This is a genomic window from Flavihumibacter fluminis (assembly GCF_021491375.1).
GTDB lineage: Bacteria > Bacteroidota > Bacteroidia > Chitinophagales > Chitinophagaceae > Flavihumibacter > Flavihumibacter fluminis.
In genome coordinates, this window is record NZ_JAKEVY010000007.1 from 91,213 (window position 1) to 107,487 (window position 16,275).

Sequence of the window (16,275 nt, forward strand, 5' to 3'; positions counted from 1 at the left end):
CCGCTAAAAAACAGAATGATTGAATTTCGTTGGGTAAACCAGTCATATGTTTCTGTATCGGTATATCACAACTATGTGTGTTGCAGCAGTTTTTACTGCCTGTTCTACCTCTCCTCAATTATCTGCTCCTGCACCCTATGGAGTACTGCCTGAAGAACGCCAATTGCGCTGGCAGGAACTGGAGACTTATGTACTCGTGCACTTTACACCCACTACTTTTGAAAATAAGGAATGGGGTTATGGCGATGCGGATCCCGCCAATTTTAATCCTTCTTCATTTGATGCCAACCAGATTGCCAAAGCGGCTGCCGACGGAGGTTTTAAAGGATTGATCCTTGTTGCCAAACATCATGATGGGTTTGCTTTATGGCCAACCAAAACCACACCTTATAATATCAGCAAAAGTCCCTGGAAAAATGGTCAGGGAGACATGGTTAAGGAATTTGAAAATGCAGCCCGGAAACTGGGACTGCAATTTGGCGTTTATTGTTCACCGTGGGATCGCAATTTCCCAACTTATGGATCACATGAATATGTAAAAGCTTTCCGCGAACAGTTACGCGAGCTCTACACCAATTACGGAAATCTTTTTATCACCTGGTTCGACGGGGCTAATGGCGGAGACGGCTATTATGGCGGTGCCCGGGAAAAAAGGAATATTGACCGTACCACTTATTACGGATGGGATACAACCTGGCAGCTGGTCAGGGATCTCCAGCCTGGTGCAGTTATCTTCAATGATATGGGAGATGTGCGCTGGGTGGGTAATGAGGAAGGTCATGCTGCCGAAACTTCCTGGGCTACCTTTACCCCGGAACCGGTGGATGGGAAAACCGTAGCAGCACCAGGTGAACTCAAATATTGGTTATCACCGGAAGGAACCAGAAATGGCAAATACTGGAAGCCGGCTGAATGTGATGTGCCATTGCGGCCAGGCTGGTTTTATCATCCCGATCAGGACCATCGTGTTAAAACTCCTGCACAATTATTTGATCTTTATTTTAAAAGTGTCGGCCGGGGTGGGGCCCTGGACCTGGGACTAGCTCCGGATAAACGCGGTTTACTTCACGATAATGATGTGGAATCCTTGTCCAAATTTGGAAAGCTGCTGGCTGAAACCTTTTCCAATAATCTTGCAACTGCAGCCAAACTAACAGCGAGCAATACACGCGGTAATGCGGATAAACAATTTGGTGTAAAATTTCTGACCGATGAAGATCGTTATTCTTATTGGGCAACGGATGACAGCGTTACAACTGCTGAGCTGGTACTGGACTGGAAAGAACCTGTAACATTTAATATTATCCGGTTACGTGAGAATATCCAGCTTGGTCAACGGATTGAGCGCATAGCCATTGACGTGAAAGAAAATAATAATTGGAAAGAAGTGGCGCAGGCTACGAGTATTGGCGCCAACCGGCTGGTTCGCTTGCCCTCTTTTCTGACCACCCAACAGCTGCGGGTTCGGATCCTTCAATCTCCGGTGAGTATTGCAATGAGCGATATTGGTGTTTTTAAAGAACCTGATGAGCTTCCAACCGTCTCCTATGGAAATATTATGACTCCCGGAGCAATGGATAAAAGAGGTTGGAAAGTGGTGTCTGTTTCTTCAGAAAGCAAGGATCCGAAAGGTGCAGCCCTTCATGCTATTGACAACGATCCTTCCACCCTTTGGTACACCTGGAACAATGAACGGGAAATGAGCCCACCTCCCCAAGAAATAGTTGTTGACATGGGCAAAGCACAAACTGTCAAGGCATTTACCTACCTGCCCCGCACAGGCGGATCATGGGGGGTGGTTGGGCAGTACGAATGGCAGGTAAGCTCCGACGGGAAGAACTGGACAAGCGTTGCTTCCGGGGAATTTGCCAATATTAAAGCCAATCCCATCGAGCAGGTGATACAACTTTCAAAACCTGTCAACTGCAGGTATTTCCGATTTATCGGGAAGTCTTCCGTAGAGGATAATTACATTTCTGCTGCTGAACTTGGGGCTCTATGATTTCACCGGTCGGGTGGCACCGGTCGGGTAAACAGGCTCCCACAGAGGCCTGGTTTCCGTAAACGGCCGAGCCCAGGGTGTTAAACATTCTGTAAAGGGAGGATTGACTGTGTGAAAATTTTCCGATTGCGTCATCTCAACGGAAAACCATCACCATGCCAACACGCTTAATCAAAAGCAGCCTCCTGGCGGGAGGATTGCTGCTTTGCACCGGAATTATTTATTCGTCAGTAGGTAATTCAAAAAACACAAAAAAGAAAACAGCTTCCATCACCACTGAATCAAACAGAATTGAACCCATCGGAACTCCAATTCCTGCAAACCGGGTAAAGGAGAGTCCAAAACAAATGACGGCGCCTCCATACGCCCGAAAAATTCAGGTAGCTATCCTGTTGGATGTGAGCAATAGCATGGACGGCCTAATCTCGCAGGCGAAGGCTCAGCTTTGGAACATGGTGAGCCTGCTCGGAAAATCCAACTGTGATGGATATACGCCAAAAATCGAGATTGCACTGTATGAATATGGCCGCTCCTCCAATAAACCCTCCGCAGGATATGTCCAACAGATTACTCCTTTCACAACAGACCTGGATGAAGTGTCTAACCAACTGTTCCGGTTGACTACCATGGGTGGCGATGAATATTGCGGGCAGGTTATGTACAACTCACTGAATGAATTGAAATGGGAAGACGGCCCTGACCATTATAAAGTAATTTTCATTGCAGGGAATGAAGACTTTTTACAGGGCAATCTCCCATTCACGAAAGCCTGTGCTATCGCAAAGCAAAAACAGGTGGTGGTAAACACTATTTATTGCGGTGATCGCATGCAGGGATTAAATGAGCATTGGAACCTTGGTGCTGAGTGCGGTAATGGAAGTTTTACACATATTAACTCCAACGCTGCTGTTGACCTGGTGGCTACTCCATACGACGATCGCTTGTTTGAACTGAACAAGGTCCTTAATGCAACCTACATTGGGTATGGACAATTGGGTCGCGAAAGCAAAGTCAAACAGGAAGAAGCAGATGCGCAGAACTATGAATTGAATAAGCCAGCAGCAGCAGAACGGGTAATAGTAAAAGGAAAAAAATCATTATACATGAATTCCCAGTGGGACCTGGTAGATGCACAGGAAGCAGATCCCCAGTTCTACAATAAAGTAGCACCCTCCGCCCTCCCGGAATCGATCCGATCCAAATCAAGGGCTGAAATCAAAGCCTATATTGAATCACTCGCCTCCAAAAGAAAAGAAATACAGAAAGAGCTGGAACTGATTCAGGCTCAGCGTGAAAAATTCATACTTGCCGAAAAAGCCAAAAAAACAGGAACCGTGGAACAAACACTGGCTACCGAAATGGAAAAGATCCTTCGGGAACAGGCCCGGCGCACAGGCATCCAGATCCCGTAATCTCCTCACCCGACCGGTGGCACCGGTCGGGTGAAGCAAGCTGGGGAAAACACGCGTTCTGCATGGGGCCATTTCTATGTAAATTGCATGCTTGTCGCTGGATCTTTCGATCGTCTAAACCAGCGCCGCCCGATTTTGATGAAGCAAGATTACCTGAACGGATTAAATGAGCAACAACGAGCCGCTGTATTACATAAAGATGGCCCCCTTATGATTGTAGCAGGTGCGGGTAGTGGAAAAACCAAGGTGTTAACCACAAGAATAGCACACCTGATGTCTTTCCATAAGATTGATGCTTTCAATATTCTGGCACTGACTTTTACCAATAAGGCAGCAAAGGAGATGAAAGAAAGGATTGAAAAAATCCTGGGTAACTCGGATGCGAGAAATCTCTACGTAGGAACCTTCCACTCGGTGTTCGCCCGCATCTTAAGAAGCGAAGCGCATCATCTGGGATACCCCAACTCTTTTACTATTTATGATACCGATGATGCTAAATCTGTAGTAAAAACAGTAATCAACGAGCTCAATCTGGATGATAAACTCTACAAGCCTAATGTAGTATATAACCGGATCAGTTCCGCCAAAAACGCACTGGTTGGCCCGGCTGAATATGCCCAGGATTACTACATCCAGCAGGAAGACAGTCGCTCAAACCGGCCTGCCATCGCACAGATCTATGCCGCCTATGCCAAACGATGCTTTAAGAATGGAGCGATGGATTTTGATGACCTGCTGATCAAAATGTATGAGCTACTGAAACATTTTCCAGAATCGCTACATAAATACCAACATAAATTCAAGTATATCCTGATTGATGAGTACCAGGATACCAACCCTGCACAATATGAGATTATCAAACTGCTGGGAGCAGTCCACGAAAATGTGTGCGTAGTGGGAGACGATGCGCAATCGATTTATTCTTTCCGGGGTGCCACTATTCAGAATATTCTGCAGTTTCAGAAAGATTACGATGATGTAAAAGTGATCAAGCTGGAACAGAATTACCGCAGTACGAAGAGCATCCTGAATGTTGCCAATGAAGTTATCAATAACAACAAAGGACAGATTCCAAAAGAACTCTGGACGGAAAATGCAGAGGGAGAAAAGATCCGGCTGGTTCGTACCATGACAGATAACGAAGAGGGAAAATTTGTAGCGGATACGATCCAGGAACAAAAGCTGCGTAATCATTTCAGCAATCGCGACTTCGCAATCTTATACCGTACCAATGCACAAAGCCGGGCTTTTGAAGAAAGTTTGCGCAGGATGGGAATTCCTTATACAATGTATGGAGGAGTGAGCTTCTATGCACGAAAGGAGATCAAGGATTTTGTTGCCTACCTGAGGTTAATTGTAAACACCCGTGATGAAGAAGCACTTAAAAGAGTTATAAATTATCCGGTTCGGGGGATTGGTAAAACCACCATCGATAAGATCTTGCTGATGGCCAATACCCATAATATCACTATGTGGGAAGTGCTGGAAAATGCTTCTCTGGCCGGATTCAAAGCGGGAACCCTTGAGGCTATCGAACAGTTTGTTACCATGATCAAAGGATGCCAAAGCATGCTGGCCTCTAAAAATGCATATGATGTTGCATTTCATGTTGGCAAACAGGCCAATATCGTAAAGGAATTGTTCAATGACAAAACAGTTGAGGGATTACAGCGCTATGAAAACGTGCAGGAATTGCTGAACTCTATAAAGGAATTCACAGAGACTCCCAGCAATGATGAAGGGGAAGTGGGCGACAAGGGATTGTCTGCCTATTTACAGCAAATCACGCTTCTGACCGATGCGGATGAAAAAGATCCGAATGCGGATACTGTTAAGTTGATGACCATCCATGCGGCAAAGGGATTGGAATTTCCCGTTGTGTTCGCAGCAGGACTGGAAGAAATGTTGTTTCCAAATGCAATGAGCATCAACACAAGAGAAGAACTGGAAGAGGAACGCCGGCTTTTTTATGTGGTTATCACCCGCGCGAAACAGAAACTTTGGATTACCTACGCTAATACCAGGTATAAATTCGGGCAACTACAACAGAACGAACCCAGTCGGTTTATTGATGAAATTCCTAACCAGTACCTGGATCGGACTTTTGCCGGGGGAGGTTCCAGAAACCAGGGGGCAAGTTATACGCAAGGCTCGGCATTTGACCGCATGCGGGGATTTGGGGCCAGTGAACAGGCAGAAAAATTATATGGACCACCACCGGCAAAAAGAAAAGATACGGTACCTTCTTATATTCCTCCGAAAGCTGCTCCCAAAGTAGTGGAACATACACCATCAGTGAATTTTATACCAAGTGATACTTCAAATCTGCAGGCCGGACAAAAAGTTGAGCACCAAAAATTCGGGTTCGGGAAAGTGTTGAAAATGGAAGGAAGCGCCCACAATCCCATCGCAACTGTTCAGTTTGAATTGAACGGAGAAAAAAAGATCATGTTGAATTATGCGAAACTCAGGATTGTGGAAGAGTAATCAACTGCATTTACCGCAGCAATGGCTTTCCATTTTGGATTTAACCCAGGAAAGCTTTGCTGACTGTACTTTGTTCTCTTTAACCGGAATTACCGTAGTAGTTGCTCCTCCCGGAGGCTCTATCGGCTGAAGAATAGCTTTTGCAGCCAAACCTGATAACAAAATCAGGCAAACTGCGAGTGAATAGAATAATTTCATAAAATCAGGTTTGATACTGCAAAGCTATTACTGGATAAGAATACCTGCAAGGTATTTGTTAATGAACTGTTGTTTTTATGGGATGAATGGTAGAAAGCTTAATATTCGTAATCAAACCGTATCGAGGGCTTGTGCTGACCATTTACCTCAATGTGTTGTATGCGGGCTGTTGGGAATCCATTGGCGTCATATTCATAACTCATGTGGACAATCTGATCCACAGTTCCGTTTGGTAATAATTCTTTGATTCGTATAGGATTATTACGATAAAGTATTAGTCCGGGTAAATATTGGCCCCAGATATCACCTGGAACCGTATGGTATTTGTTATCATACTGCTCTACCAGTAAAGTGGATGTTAACTGGAACTGATTAGCTCCTTTCATTTTTTGTTGATTCACTCTTTTTGTCAGATTCCCCTTTGAGTCATAAAATAATTGAGTTCGCACCTGGCTTACTTCAATGGGCTCTGTAATCGTTTCAATAATTTCCGTCAACTGCTTGATGTTGTTATACATATACTGATGGTCAGCATATTTTTCTCCATTGGGAAAATAGAATTCTGATCGGTCCAATTGATTGTTTTTATAAAAAAACAATTGCTTTCCGCCACTTTGAGTGGCAGCTTCTTTTACTTTACCGTTCTCGTACTGATAAGTTACTTTGTAGGTTTGAATAACTGGTCCTTCCGGTGAATAGGTCCATTTGGATGTATAGGAATCTACCTGCTTCTGGCCTGTGTAAGTATAGGCGTAGTAATCATTCGGTCCGGCTACTACTTTTTTAACCCATTTCATGTTTTCAGGTAAAGGTGTTGGAGAAGAAGGCTCATCATCATTTTTCCGGCAACTACTGAATACAACACTGCCAGCTATTAGAACCATAAGGAACTGACTCATCTTTTTCATAAACAAGGTGATTATTTACATCCTGACAGATCGCGCTATTAAAAACGAATGTCTTTTGGATGAGCGGTTTTTAATCCGGTATCATCGGCGGCAAATGTGAAAAGCTGAATTTTTCGTCGAAATCATGCAACGTAAAGAACTACAGAGTTGCTCATCTCGTAGATCCATTAACCATTTTACCTATCCATCATGAACCTTTTACCATTTGTGCTTGCATGCGCATTAATTGCGTCTTGCAATAAATCGGTCAGTCCGCCACCGCTGCCATCCAACCCAAAACCAGTAGCCGGACTCGTACAGTTTAAAATTTTTTCTGACCCGCGTATCAGGCAGGAGCAACCAGTGTCAAAGGATGCCGGCATCCGGTTAACAATTCACCAGACCAAATTGGAAAATGCAATGCCTGTCAGGATTTGGGATACGCTGGTGCCCATCCGCCAATTGACCAGCTACCCCGGGCCTGAAGATCCGCTCATTATTGAAAAGCCTATTGAAATGGTTCAGGGGAAAAAGATATATTATCATTTGACTGCACAAAAAATCTATCGTGTTAATCAGCAAATCAAAATAGAAGAGTTGTCCCGCGGAATTGGTTCAAATCAACTGGAGGCAATCCTTATAATAGGCCTTTAAAATTATAATAGAACCAGAGAACCGTTTTCTTTCACGGCCGTTTAAGTTGCTGCCTGATATTTGTTACATGATGCGGACCTGTCTTTTTTTATTCCTGATGTTTCTTATTACTGAAGGAACTGCTCAAACGTTTAGATTGGCTACATACCGGTACGACACCAACAATCGGATTGCCAATCTTGAACCACTGGCAAATCATATCCAGAAAACAATAGGTATCCAGGTAGAGATCCACTCTTATCAGTCCGTTCCCGAGTTTATCAAAGCACTTCAAATGGGGGAAGTTGATCTTGGCTTTATCAATACGTTTGGCTATCTGTTACTTTCTGCTTCTGAAAAGAAACATCCTATGTGGGCTCCTGTTACCTGGGTTGTACCAAAAGATACCAGGGATATCTACAAGACTTCATTCATAGCCAGAACCCATTCAACTATCAACTGGAGCAATCTAAAGGAAAAAACTGCTGAGATCAGACTTGCACTTGTTGCACCGGGCTCTACTTCCGGCAACCTGGTACCCCGATTGCTCCTGAATAGCCGGATGATTTCAAGTCCTGAGCAGGAATTCAAATCACTCCAGTATGCCGGAACACACAAAGCAGCTGTGGAAACAATAATAAATGGGAGCGCCGATCTGGCTGCGATGGGTCAGGATGCGTTTCTGGTGTACCAACAGGAGAATCCCGGTTATAAAAATGAGCTCCGGGAAATTGCTGTATCGCCTGAGATACCCCTTGGCCCGGCACTTGTAAATACCCGTCTTCCTGTTCTAGTTCAGGAAAAACTTGTTTCCTGTTTGTTAACCGTACACCAGGTTAATCCACTTGTAATTGAACAACTGAGAGCTGGCTGGACAGAAGCCAGAAAAGCCACTCATTTTGAAAGAATCAAACCCAACCATTACCAGCAATTATTGGAAGCATTCGGACCACCCGGTGCGGTATCGGGAATTTTGCTCCAGTTTGCCCAGTAGCAGGCAGTATGCATTTTTCAGCGTAACTTGAGGCTGAAATCTAAACATGAACCGTAGCGAGAGAATTTTACTATTTCTATGCTGTTTTTTTTCCATTACCCTGTCGGCCAATGCTCAGGCTAACCTGGCAGAGGCAAATGCATTGTTGGATGCTGAACAGATACAGTACAGGCAATTTTTAAATCAGTTCAGAGGAGAGGAGGGGATCAGAATCCGCGTACGTGAATTTGCCTATTTTACCGTTGATAGTTTGCAGGCGGCTTTTTCCGAAAGAGAAGAAGTAAAACCCAAAGAACGGATTAATAGCATTACCAGTCTCCGGTATTTTTTACAAACACTTCGGGCAAGTCTTCAGCAACAGCAATATGATGTGTACGATATCCCATATGCCCTGGAAAAATTTCCGCAAATAGCAAATGCAGTAGTGAATGACCTTCCTCTGCAGGAAATTATGGCAGGTTTTGGAGCCAAAAGAACCCAATTGATGGCTGATGCTTTTCGGTTATACCCGGTGGGAAAACGACTTCAGCAATTGGCTGATGTAAGGAGGGTGGCAGTTGGAGTAGAGAATCTTTTTCCATTTCTGGAGAGGAGACCCGACTTTCCTTATAAAGACACAGCTCTTGTATTCATTGCGGAACGAATTCCCGTAAAACTTATTCAATATATCAATCAACAGCAAACGCCCCTCGCTGCCTATATCCGGGGCTCCTCCCACCCGCTGATTCAGGAGTTGGTAAATATGGCCGGTAATCGTAATGTAGGGGAGCTGGCTCATTTTGCATCCGGACTTGTTGAAAAAAAGTATACAGCAGACAGCCTGCTAACACTTAGGAGTTCTAACGTTAATGGTTATTACCAAACATTGGTGGATGCGATTCAGGAAATGCGCAGAACAAAACCTGCCGGCTCCTCTGTCGGAATGCAGCCTGCACTCCGCACTGCACTACACGATAAGGCCATGGCTTTTTACATCAAGCCAATCAATGATCTGCATGAGAATGGTCAGGCTACAAGATTTGCGAGTATTCAGCCGTTACGCACTATTGATTTGTATTATCTGATTACCACCGGTGAAGATGAATTGTATACTTCCAGTTTTCTGGGAATCTACAAACGTATGATGCAACAGGTTCCGGCAGGACGGTCAGATAGCCTCATGGAAATGGTGGCCTATGACCAGTTCAGAAAATTTATCAGAATCTGCTCCCATTATAACGTGCTGGGAGATTACCTCGCAAATATGCCTGAAACAGAGCGGAAACTTCTCTTATCGCGATTTGTCTCCGGCATTGAGGCAGATCGTGAAAGCGGTCTGGAAGAAGCGATGGATGTGGCAGATGCATTTATCAGTTTATCATCGGATTCACTTGCTAATACGATCGTGGGAGAACTGTTGGAGGAAAACCTGCAGCGATGCAGGAACACAGATAATTTTTACGGAATTCGTCTTTACAAAATTCTGGACCAGATTTACCAGGTTGCAAACAATCCTGCTTCCAGGCAGGAACTATTTGCCCGGTTAGGTAATTATGAGTTGCTTTCACTGAAATCGATTATGGGTTCAGACCAGGTGATTCATCAGCTTGTTTTATTTTATGGAGATGAAGACGGTAAGGCTAGTTTTTCTAATTTTTTACAACTGTTCCGGGACACATCCGTTTGGGAAATTGCAAGACTACCTAAATGGATAGAAATCTGTTCTAAAAAATCCATGCAGCCGGTTAATATATATGCTAATCTTCCCCTTGATCACACTTTTCGGGAGGATGAGAAGGCTCAGCAACAATTGCTCGAATACCTGACCCGTCAAAATATTAAACCAGGGATCATCATTCACCGGGGCCATAGTTATCACCTGCCTACCACTTTGGGATACCTTCAACCTTATATGAAACTCGCTATTCTGGGATCCTGTGGCGGGTATAAAAATCTTTTGACAGTGGCTGGAAAAAGTCCTGAGGCCCAGATCGTAGCTACTAAGCAAATTGGTTCCAAACTGATTAATGACCCTATGATCCAGGAGTTGAATGCGCTTTTATTGCAGGAACAGGACATATATTGGCCGGATTTCTGGAGCAGGTTAAACGATCAGTTCAGCAAATCGGAAGCAACCCGCAATCTGTTTGCTGAATATGTTCCGCCATACAGAAATCTGAGTCTGTTTGTGATTCGGCTCTTCAATGACGACGCAGCAGTATTATAATGCTTTCTTCAGCGCTTCCACTACCGCCTTGGTATTGCCAATGAAAATTTGATTTCCAACAATCGCAACCGGACGTTTGAGAAAGGTGTATTCTTCCAGTAGGAGTCGGCGGTAATCTTTTTCAGTCAGCGTTTGTTCATGTAGTCCCATACTTCTGTATTTCAATGCACGCCTGCTAAACAACGCTTCATAACTGCCGGCAAGTTCTTTCATCTGGTCCAGCTGGTCTGGGGTGATTGGTTCCGTTTTGATTTCTTGCAGTTGAACTTGCTTTTTTTCTGCACCTACTTCTTTTAGGATTTTCTGGCAGGTGTCACAATTTCCCAGGTGATAAATCTTTTTCATATGCTTCTAAACTGCAAATTAACAGCATGCGATCCATTTTGTTGATTCGGGATCGATCTCTACCTTTCAGGAAATTATTTCCATGAAACTCCTGCTTAGTATTGTATTGATTGGGTTTTCAATTGGCAGTTTTGCCCAACATACTGATGAGTTGGCAATCCGTAACGTATTATCCGCTCAGGAAGCCGCCTGGAATAAAGGCGATATTGATGCTTTCATGGATGGTTACTGGAACTCCGATTCCCTGCTTTTTATCGGAGCAAGCGGGGTTACCTATGGTCATGCCAACACCCTTCGCCGATATAAAACCAATTATAATTCCCAGGCAAAAATGGGCAGGTTGAAATTTGATCTCCTTCATTTTCTCCCGTTGGCTCCAGATTATTGGATGATAGTTGGCAAATGGCAGCTTACCCGCGATGCCGGTGATGTTGGTGGACATTTCACGCTGCTGTTCAAAAAAATAAATGGGAAATGGGTGATTGTTTCAGATCATACAAGTTGATTAGCCACCAGCCCGAACACGATTCTGTTCTTCGCTTGAACCACTGTTTTTTCTCCTGGATTCACCCAATTGCTTGCCAAAGCGCCAGTTGAAGCTGATTGTTGCGACCCTGCTGTCCCTGCTTTGATTGAATCTCTCCCGTACATTTTGATAACGGATATCTCCCTGAATCTGTTGAGTGAAAAAGATATCTCTCATATTCAGGCGGATGGTGCCCTTGCCTTTCAGGACCTGTTTGCCAATACCTGCTGCAACCTGGCCAAAGCCATAAATGGTGAATTGCGCATCCCTGCTTTTTGCATTGTAAAACCCGGATAATTCCGCGGACCATCCTTTTCCGAACTTAAACTGATTGTTGATATTCCCGTTGCCGCTGAACATTTCACTGTTGAAATCACTATTCATCCCAACGCCGCTAACCTTCTGATAGGTGCCGGTAAGATTAATGGTAGCAGACCACCATTTTGCTGGCTTAAGCTGTGCTGTCATACTCAGGTTCAGGTTTTTCATGTTGGCGAGATTGCCTTCCGTCAGAATCGTTACCCTGCCTTCAGTTTTAAAGATTTGTGAGAAATATTGTTTGGTATCGCCATACTCTAATGAGGTGGTCAGCCAACCCTTATAGGTATGCGAAAACTGAAAATTCCAGGTAAACTGCGGCTGTATATAAGGGTTACCTACCTGGTAAGTGTATTCATTGATAAAGAAAAGGAAGGGATTTAGCTGCTGATAGGCTGGACGATTGATTCTTCTTCCGGTTTGAATTGTAAAAGTATGATTGGAATCTAATTCGTGTGTCAGGTAAATGCTTGGAAAAAGACTGGCATAATTGCGCCGGAAACTGGAGTCGTTCTTTTCCGGATTTCCCAGCTGGTTGCCTGTATAACTGGTCTGTTCAAACCGGAGGCCACCTTGTGCTGACCATTTTCCGAATTTTTTATTTGTATTCAGGTAGCCTGCATAAATCGATTCTTCATAGAGGAAATGATTGGTTTTGCCATAATCCGGTATCCAGCTGCTGCCAGCAGAATTAAAATAATTGGCCTGGTTATTAGTTTTGACCCTGCTTGATTTAAGTCCGGCTTCCACCTTCCACTCGCCTTTCAGGGTGGTGTTATAATCAGCTTTGGCAGTATAAATTGAAATGGAAGCGGGTAAATCTCCTTTCAGGTATCCATCGCTGACAAGTGTTTCATCTGCCAGTGTAATAGTATTATGAAAAAGCTGATTATTGGTCATATCATAATGCATATAATCCAGGTCAGCGGTCAGTTCCGAGTTTTTGTTGATAGTATGTCGCAGATTCAGATTTAAAGTTCCATTGATCCATTTATTGGAGTTTTTACTGGTAGTTTGTACCGTTGAATCTGTAATGCGATCGGTATCCATTAGATATCCGGTACTTAGGCTGTTGTATTTCCGGGGAGATATAAAACCGGTGCCTGTAATCCCGATAGTTGTTTTTTTATTCAGGTTATAATCAATCCCTGCCTTCAGCGAATTGTTATCTCCCCGCATGCGTAACATAGTTGGCTGATCAAAATACCCGGTAGCTTTTCCAGCTGCATCCAGATAGGTTCGTTTGATGTACAGGTTATTGAAATTCTTATTGGAATTTTGACTGTAATTCAGAAACAGGTTAAACTTTTCGTTACGATAATTGAGGTTCAGCCCGTTATTGGTTTTGAAGTAAGCACCCTGACCATAAGAGAGGTTAAGGCTGCCATTCCATCCCCGTTGTTTATTCTTTTTAGTTTTGATATTAATGATGCCAGAGTTGCCTGCTGCATCGTATTTAGCAGGGGGATTCGTCATAATTTCAATCTGATCCAGTTGGTTGGCCATCATATTATTGAGCAGGTTTACCAGGTCGGCACCAGTCAGATAACTGGGCTTGCCATCAATCAGCACAAGCACACCCTGTCTGCCTTTGAGACTTATATTTCCATCCCTGTCTACTGAAATACCGGGTGACTTTTCCAATACTTCCATGGCGGTTGCCCCGGCATTGGAAATGCCTGCATCCACATTTACGATGGTTCTGTCAGGTTTCACCTCAATCATCCGTTTACTGGCAGTAACTGTAACAGCTTTTAATTCATCAGAACTTTTGGAAAGAGGAACTGCTTTCAGGTCATAGGTCTCATTTTCAGTTTTCAGCGCAAACGCGGTGGTATAATACGTTTGATATCCTACCGCTGACACCTGTAACAAATATTCACCTATGTTTACCTGTTCCAATTCGAATATCCCTGAGGCTCCGGCTACTGCCAGTTTCACAAGGCTGGAGTCTGATGCTTTCAACAGGCTAATCGTGGCTCCTTCCACAGCCTGACCCTTCACCTTTCCGGTTTGTTGGGCAGTTGCTGATAAGTGATTCATCAGTATGAGTAAAACCAGTATAGAAAATCGATACAGCATGTCAGGTTATTTGAAAACAAAATTTCAAATCCCTGGTGGTTACAAAAACCTAATTAGGATAACGGGTCAATAATTCCTGTCAATGCACGAGCGGTGAAAATCAAGTATGAAAGGCTTCGTATTTCATGAAAAAAAGTTTGCCGGGAATGTAATTTCCGGGAGAGATTTGATACCAATTGAAAATAGCTGACATATACAGCACTATGGAGGAGGAGTTTTTTTTATCAGAGATCAGGGCAAACCAGGGGATTATCTACAAGGTAGTATCTCTTTATGCTGCAGACCCCGAGGAGAAAAAGGATCTCTACCAGGAAATCCTGCTCCAATGTTGGAAGGGCCGGTTGCAATTCCGGGGGGATGCCAAATTCAGTACCTGGCTCTACAGGATTAGTTTGAATACGGTACTTACCAGTAACCGTAAGAAGACTATGATTGAATACAAAGAAGTACTGCCTGAATCAGGCCAACTACCTCCCATTCAATTTGAACAGGAAAATTCCAGGGCACTTCAGGAGGCCATTCGTCAGCTTACCGATTCTGACAGGGCTATCATTTTACTTCACCTGGAGGGCTATTCGAACCAGGAAATAGCAGACTGGATGGGGATCTCTTCCAATAGCCTGGCCGTTAAACTGTATAGAATCCGTCAACGATTAACGAACCTCTTAAATGCACCGCATCATGACTGAACAAACCAAATGGCAGGATTGGAATCCGGAAGATGCGGATCTGTCCCGGCTCCTTAAGCCAGGAAGGATTCAGCGAATACAGCCTGGCCACCCCTTGATGAAGCTAAAAAAAGCCTTACTTATGAATATGATATGGGGTGTCCTGATCTTTTTGTTTTATATATATATCATTATTGTTTTTCCTTATTGGCCGATACTAATTACTATAGTTATTACCATGGCTTTTACAGCTTATGTATTGTTTAAAGCATGGAAACTGTACGCTTCCATTCAAACCACAGTTTCCGCCACAAGGCCGGTTTTGGAGGAATTGCGTATGCATCATCGGGAAATCTCAGACTGGGGTCGTGTTCAACAAAAACTAGGTTTGCTGGTATATCCGTTTGCAGCTGCCGGTGGTTACCTGAGCGGTGGAATTCTTGGTTCGGGTAAAACGATTGAAGAACTGATGACGAAGCCGATTTTTGTTTATGCCCTGCCTGTTACCATGCTGGTATTGATTCCTATCTGTTACTGGCTGGCAAAATGGATGTTCAATAAGTCCTTTGGGAAACACCTTCGTTCATTGGAGGGGATTATCCATTCGCTGGAAGTGGACAATTAGTAGTAAATTCTCTTTTCAAATACCAAGCTATGGATCAGAGAATTATCCAGTTGTATGATGAATATACGCATCGCCCGCTTTCCCGTGAACAGTTTCTGAAAGGCCTGATAGCACTTACCGGAAGCGTTGCAGCAGCCCATACTATTCTTCCTTTGCTGGAAGGAAATTACAGGGCAGCTGAGACGATAGCAGAAAATGAACTGTATACAGAGCGGGTTGAATATCCGAGTCCATTTGGTACTATGAAAGCATACCTGGCAAAGCCTAAAAAAGGCGCAAAATTTCCTGCTGTTATTGTTATTCACGAGAACCGTGGATTGAATGCACATATTGAAGATGTAGCCAGAAGGGCAGCTGCAGCAGGCTATCTTGCGTTGGCACCGGATGGTTTGTCGACTTTAGGCGGCACTCCTGCTGATGAAGATGAAGCTCGCCAGTTGTTTTCAAAATTAAATGCAGAAGAAAATACCGCCCGGTTTGGTGCAGCAGTTCCCTATTTACATAAACGTGATGATTGTACCGGCAGGGTGGGAGCGGTTGGTTTTTGCTGGGGTGGCGCGATGGCAAACCAACTTGCGGTCACCGTGCCTGAATTGAATGCTGCTGTCGCTTTTTATGGAAGGCAACCTGCTGCTGCGCAGGTTTCGGCCATAAAAGCTGCTGTTCAGTTGCATTACGCAGAGCTTGATGAACGAGTGAATGCAGGTATGGCCGACTATGAAACTGCATTAAAAGCGAATAATATCCGCTATGAGTTGTATCTCTACAAAGGCACACAGCATGCTTTTCACAACGATACTTCCTCAGCCAGGTACAATAAAGAAGCTGCTACACTTGCCTGGTCTAGAACACTGGCTTTTTTTGAAAAATACCTGCGTTCCTGATTTGGCAA

14 protein-coding genes are annotated in these 16,275 nt (G+C 44.0%); 10 read left to right on the forward strand and 4 right to left on the reverse strand.

The genetic code is table 11. The annotated features are described in order from the left end of the window. Positions 1 to 46: 46 nt before the first annotated feature. From L0U88_RS19890 to L0U88_RS19900, 3 genes are all read left to right on the forward strand, one after another. Complete coding sequence (locus L0U88_RS19890) at positions 47 to 2,002, forward strand: alpha-L-fucosidase (protein WP_234868497.1); 1,956 nt, start codon at positions 47 to 49, stop codon at positions 2,000 to 2,002. 155 nt (positions 2,003 to 2,157) lie between these two features. Next, positions 2,158 to 3,414 (forward strand): vWA domain-containing protein, encoded by a 1,257-nt coding sequence (locus L0U88_RS19895; protein ID WP_234868499.1) that lies wholly within the window; start codon positions 2,158 to 2,160, stop codon positions 3,412 to 3,414. Between the two features lie 138 nt (positions 3,415 to 3,552). After that, the gene (locus L0U88_RS19900) at positions 3,553 to 5,901 is read left to right on the forward strand and encodes an ATP-dependent helicase (RefSeq protein WP_234868501.1); all 2,349 of its coding nucleotides are present in this window, start codon (positions 3,553 to 3,555) and stop codon (positions 5,899 to 5,901) included. Here L0U88_RS19900 and L0U88_RS19905 read toward each other — a convergent pair whose 3' ends face one another. After that, complete coding sequence (locus L0U88_RS19905; RefSeq protein WP_234868503.1) at positions 5,902 to 6,099, reverse strand: hypothetical protein; 198 nt, start codon at positions 6,097 to 6,099, stop codon at positions 5,902 to 5,904. Between the two features lie 98 nt (positions 6,100 to 6,197). Next, positions 6,198 to 7,007 (reverse strand): hypothetical protein, encoded by an 810-nt coding sequence (locus L0U88_RS19910; RefSeq protein ID WP_234868505.1) that lies wholly within the window; start codon positions 7,005 to 7,007, stop codon positions 6,198 to 6,200. Positions 7,008 to 7,196: 189 nt separating this feature from the next. On the opposite strand from L0U88_RS19910, the gene L0U88_RS19915 reads away from it, so the two are divergent. The 3 genes from L0U88_RS19915 to L0U88_RS19925 all read left to right on the forward strand — a co-directional run bounded on the left by L0U88_RS19915 (position 7,197) and on the right by L0U88_RS19925 (position 10,819). Then, positions 7,197 to 7,640: a hypothetical protein gene (locus tag L0U88_RS19915; RefSeq protein ID WP_234868506.1), complete on the forward strand. Its 444-nt coding sequence runs from the start codon at positions 7,197 to 7,199 to the stop codon at positions 7,638 to 7,640. A gap of 136 nt (positions 7,641 to 7,776) precedes the next feature. Beyond that, positions 7,777 to 8,613 (forward strand): phosphate/phosphite/phosphonate ABC transporter substrate-binding protein, encoded by an 837-nt coding sequence (locus L0U88_RS19920; protein WP_234868508.1) that lies wholly within the window; start codon positions 7,777 to 7,779, stop codon positions 8,611 to 8,613. Between the two features lie 46 nt (positions 8,614 to 8,659). Then, complete coding sequence (locus tag L0U88_RS19925) at positions 8,660 to 10,819, forward strand: hypothetical protein (protein WP_234868510.1); 2,160 nt, start codon at positions 8,660 to 8,662, stop codon at positions 10,817 to 10,819. On the opposite strand, the gene L0U88_RS19930 is transcribed toward L0U88_RS19925, so the two are convergent. Then, a complete protein-coding gene (locus L0U88_RS19930; RefSeq protein ID WP_234868512.1) occupies positions 10,814 to 11,164 on the reverse strand; it encodes an arsenate reductase family protein in 351 nt (116 codons plus the stop codon). The genes L0U88_RS19925 and L0U88_RS19930 overlap by 6 nt on opposite strands. A gap of 82 nt (positions 11,165 to 11,246) precedes the next feature. Here L0U88_RS19930 and L0U88_RS19935 point away from each other — a divergent pair, with 82 nt between their 5' ends. Continuing rightward, complete coding sequence (locus L0U88_RS19935; protein ID WP_234868514.1) at positions 11,247 to 11,669, forward strand: YybH family protein; 423 nt, start codon at positions 11,247 to 11,249, stop codon at positions 11,667 to 11,669. Here the strand turns inward: L0U88_RS19935 and L0U88_RS19940 are convergent, their stop codons facing one another. Next, positions 11,670 to 14,090 carry an outer membrane beta-barrel family protein gene (locus L0U88_RS19940; RefSeq protein ID WP_234868516.1) on the reverse strand — a complete coding sequence of 807 codons (2,421 nt, stop codon included), beginning with the start codon at positions 14,088 to 14,090 and terminating at the stop codon, positions 11,670 to 11,672. Between the two features lie 203 nt (positions 14,091 to 14,293). On the opposite strand from L0U88_RS19940, the gene L0U88_RS19945 reads away from it, so the two are divergent. From L0U88_RS19945 to L0U88_RS19955, 3 genes are read left to right on the forward strand one after another with little or no spacing between them, the layout of a single operon-like run. Then, a complete protein-coding gene (locus tag L0U88_RS19945) occupies positions 14,294 to 14,779 on the forward strand; it encodes an RNA polymerase sigma factor (protein WP_234868518.1) in 486 nt (161 codons plus the stop codon). Next, positions 14,772 to 15,383 (forward strand): hypothetical protein, encoded by a 612-nt coding sequence (locus L0U88_RS19950; RefSeq protein WP_234868519.1) that lies wholly within the window; start codon positions 14,772 to 14,774, stop codon positions 15,381 to 15,383. Before L0U88_RS19945 ends, L0U88_RS19950 begins: the two co-directional genes overlap by 8 nt. A gap of 29 nt (positions 15,384 to 15,412) precedes the next feature. Then, positions 15,413 to 16,267 (forward strand): dienelactone hydrolase family protein, encoded by an 855-nt coding sequence (locus tag L0U88_RS19955; protein WP_234868521.1) that lies wholly within the window; start codon positions 15,413 to 15,415, stop codon positions 16,265 to 16,267. The last annotated feature ends 8 nt before the right edge of the window (positions 16,268 to 16,275 follow it).

Bases quoted from the DNA above. Each gene is read 5' to 3' on its own strand.
- L0U88_RS19890 (WP_234868497.1), top strand. From the start codon at position 47: ATGTTTCTGTATCGGTATATCACAACTATGTGTGTTGCAGCAGTTTTT.
- L0U88_RS19895 (WP_234868499.1), top strand. From the start codon at position 2,158: ATGCCAACACGCTTAATCAAAAGCAGCCTCCTGGCGGGAGGATTGCTG.
- L0U88_RS19900 (WP_234868501.1), top strand. From the start codon at position 3,553: ATGAAGCAAGATTACCTGAACGGATTAAATGAGCAACAACGAGCCGCT.
- L0U88_RS19905 (WP_234868503.1), bottom strand. From the start codon at position 6,099: ATGAAATTATTCTATTCACTCGCAGTTTGCCTGATTTTGTTATCAGGT.
- L0U88_RS19910 (WP_234868505.1), bottom strand. From the start codon at position 7,007: ATGAAAAAGATGAGTCAGTTCCTTATGGTTCTAATAGCTGGCAGTGTT.
- L0U88_RS19915 (WP_234868506.1), top strand. From the start codon at position 7,197: ATGAACCTTTTACCATTTGTGCTTGCATGCGCATTAATTGCGTCTTGC.
- L0U88_RS19925 (WP_234868510.1), top strand. From the start codon at position 8,660: ATGAACCGTAGCGAGAGAATTTTACTATTTCTATGCTGTTTTTTTTCC.
- L0U88_RS19930 (WP_234868512.1), bottom strand. From the start codon at position 11,164: ATGAAAAAGATTTATCACCTGGGAAATTGTGACACCTGCCAGAAAATC.
- L0U88_RS19935 (WP_234868514.1), top strand. From the start codon at position 11,247: ATGAAACTCCTGCTTAGTATTGTATTGATTGGGTTTTCAATTGGCAGT.
- L0U88_RS19940 (WP_234868516.1), bottom strand. From the start codon at position 14,090: ATGCTGTATCGATTTTCTATACTGGTTTTACTCATACTGATGAATCAC.
- L0U88_RS19945 (WP_234868518.1), top strand. From the start codon at position 14,294: ATGGAGGAGGAGTTTTTTTTATCAGAGATCAGGGCAAACCAGGGGATT.
- L0U88_RS19950 (WP_234868519.1), top strand. From the start codon at position 14,772: ATGACTGAACAAACCAAATGGCAGGATTGGAATCCGGAAGATGCGGAT.
- L0U88_RS19955 (WP_234868521.1), top strand. From the start codon at position 15,413: ATGGATCAGAGAATTATCCAGTTGTATGATGAATATACGCATCGCCCG.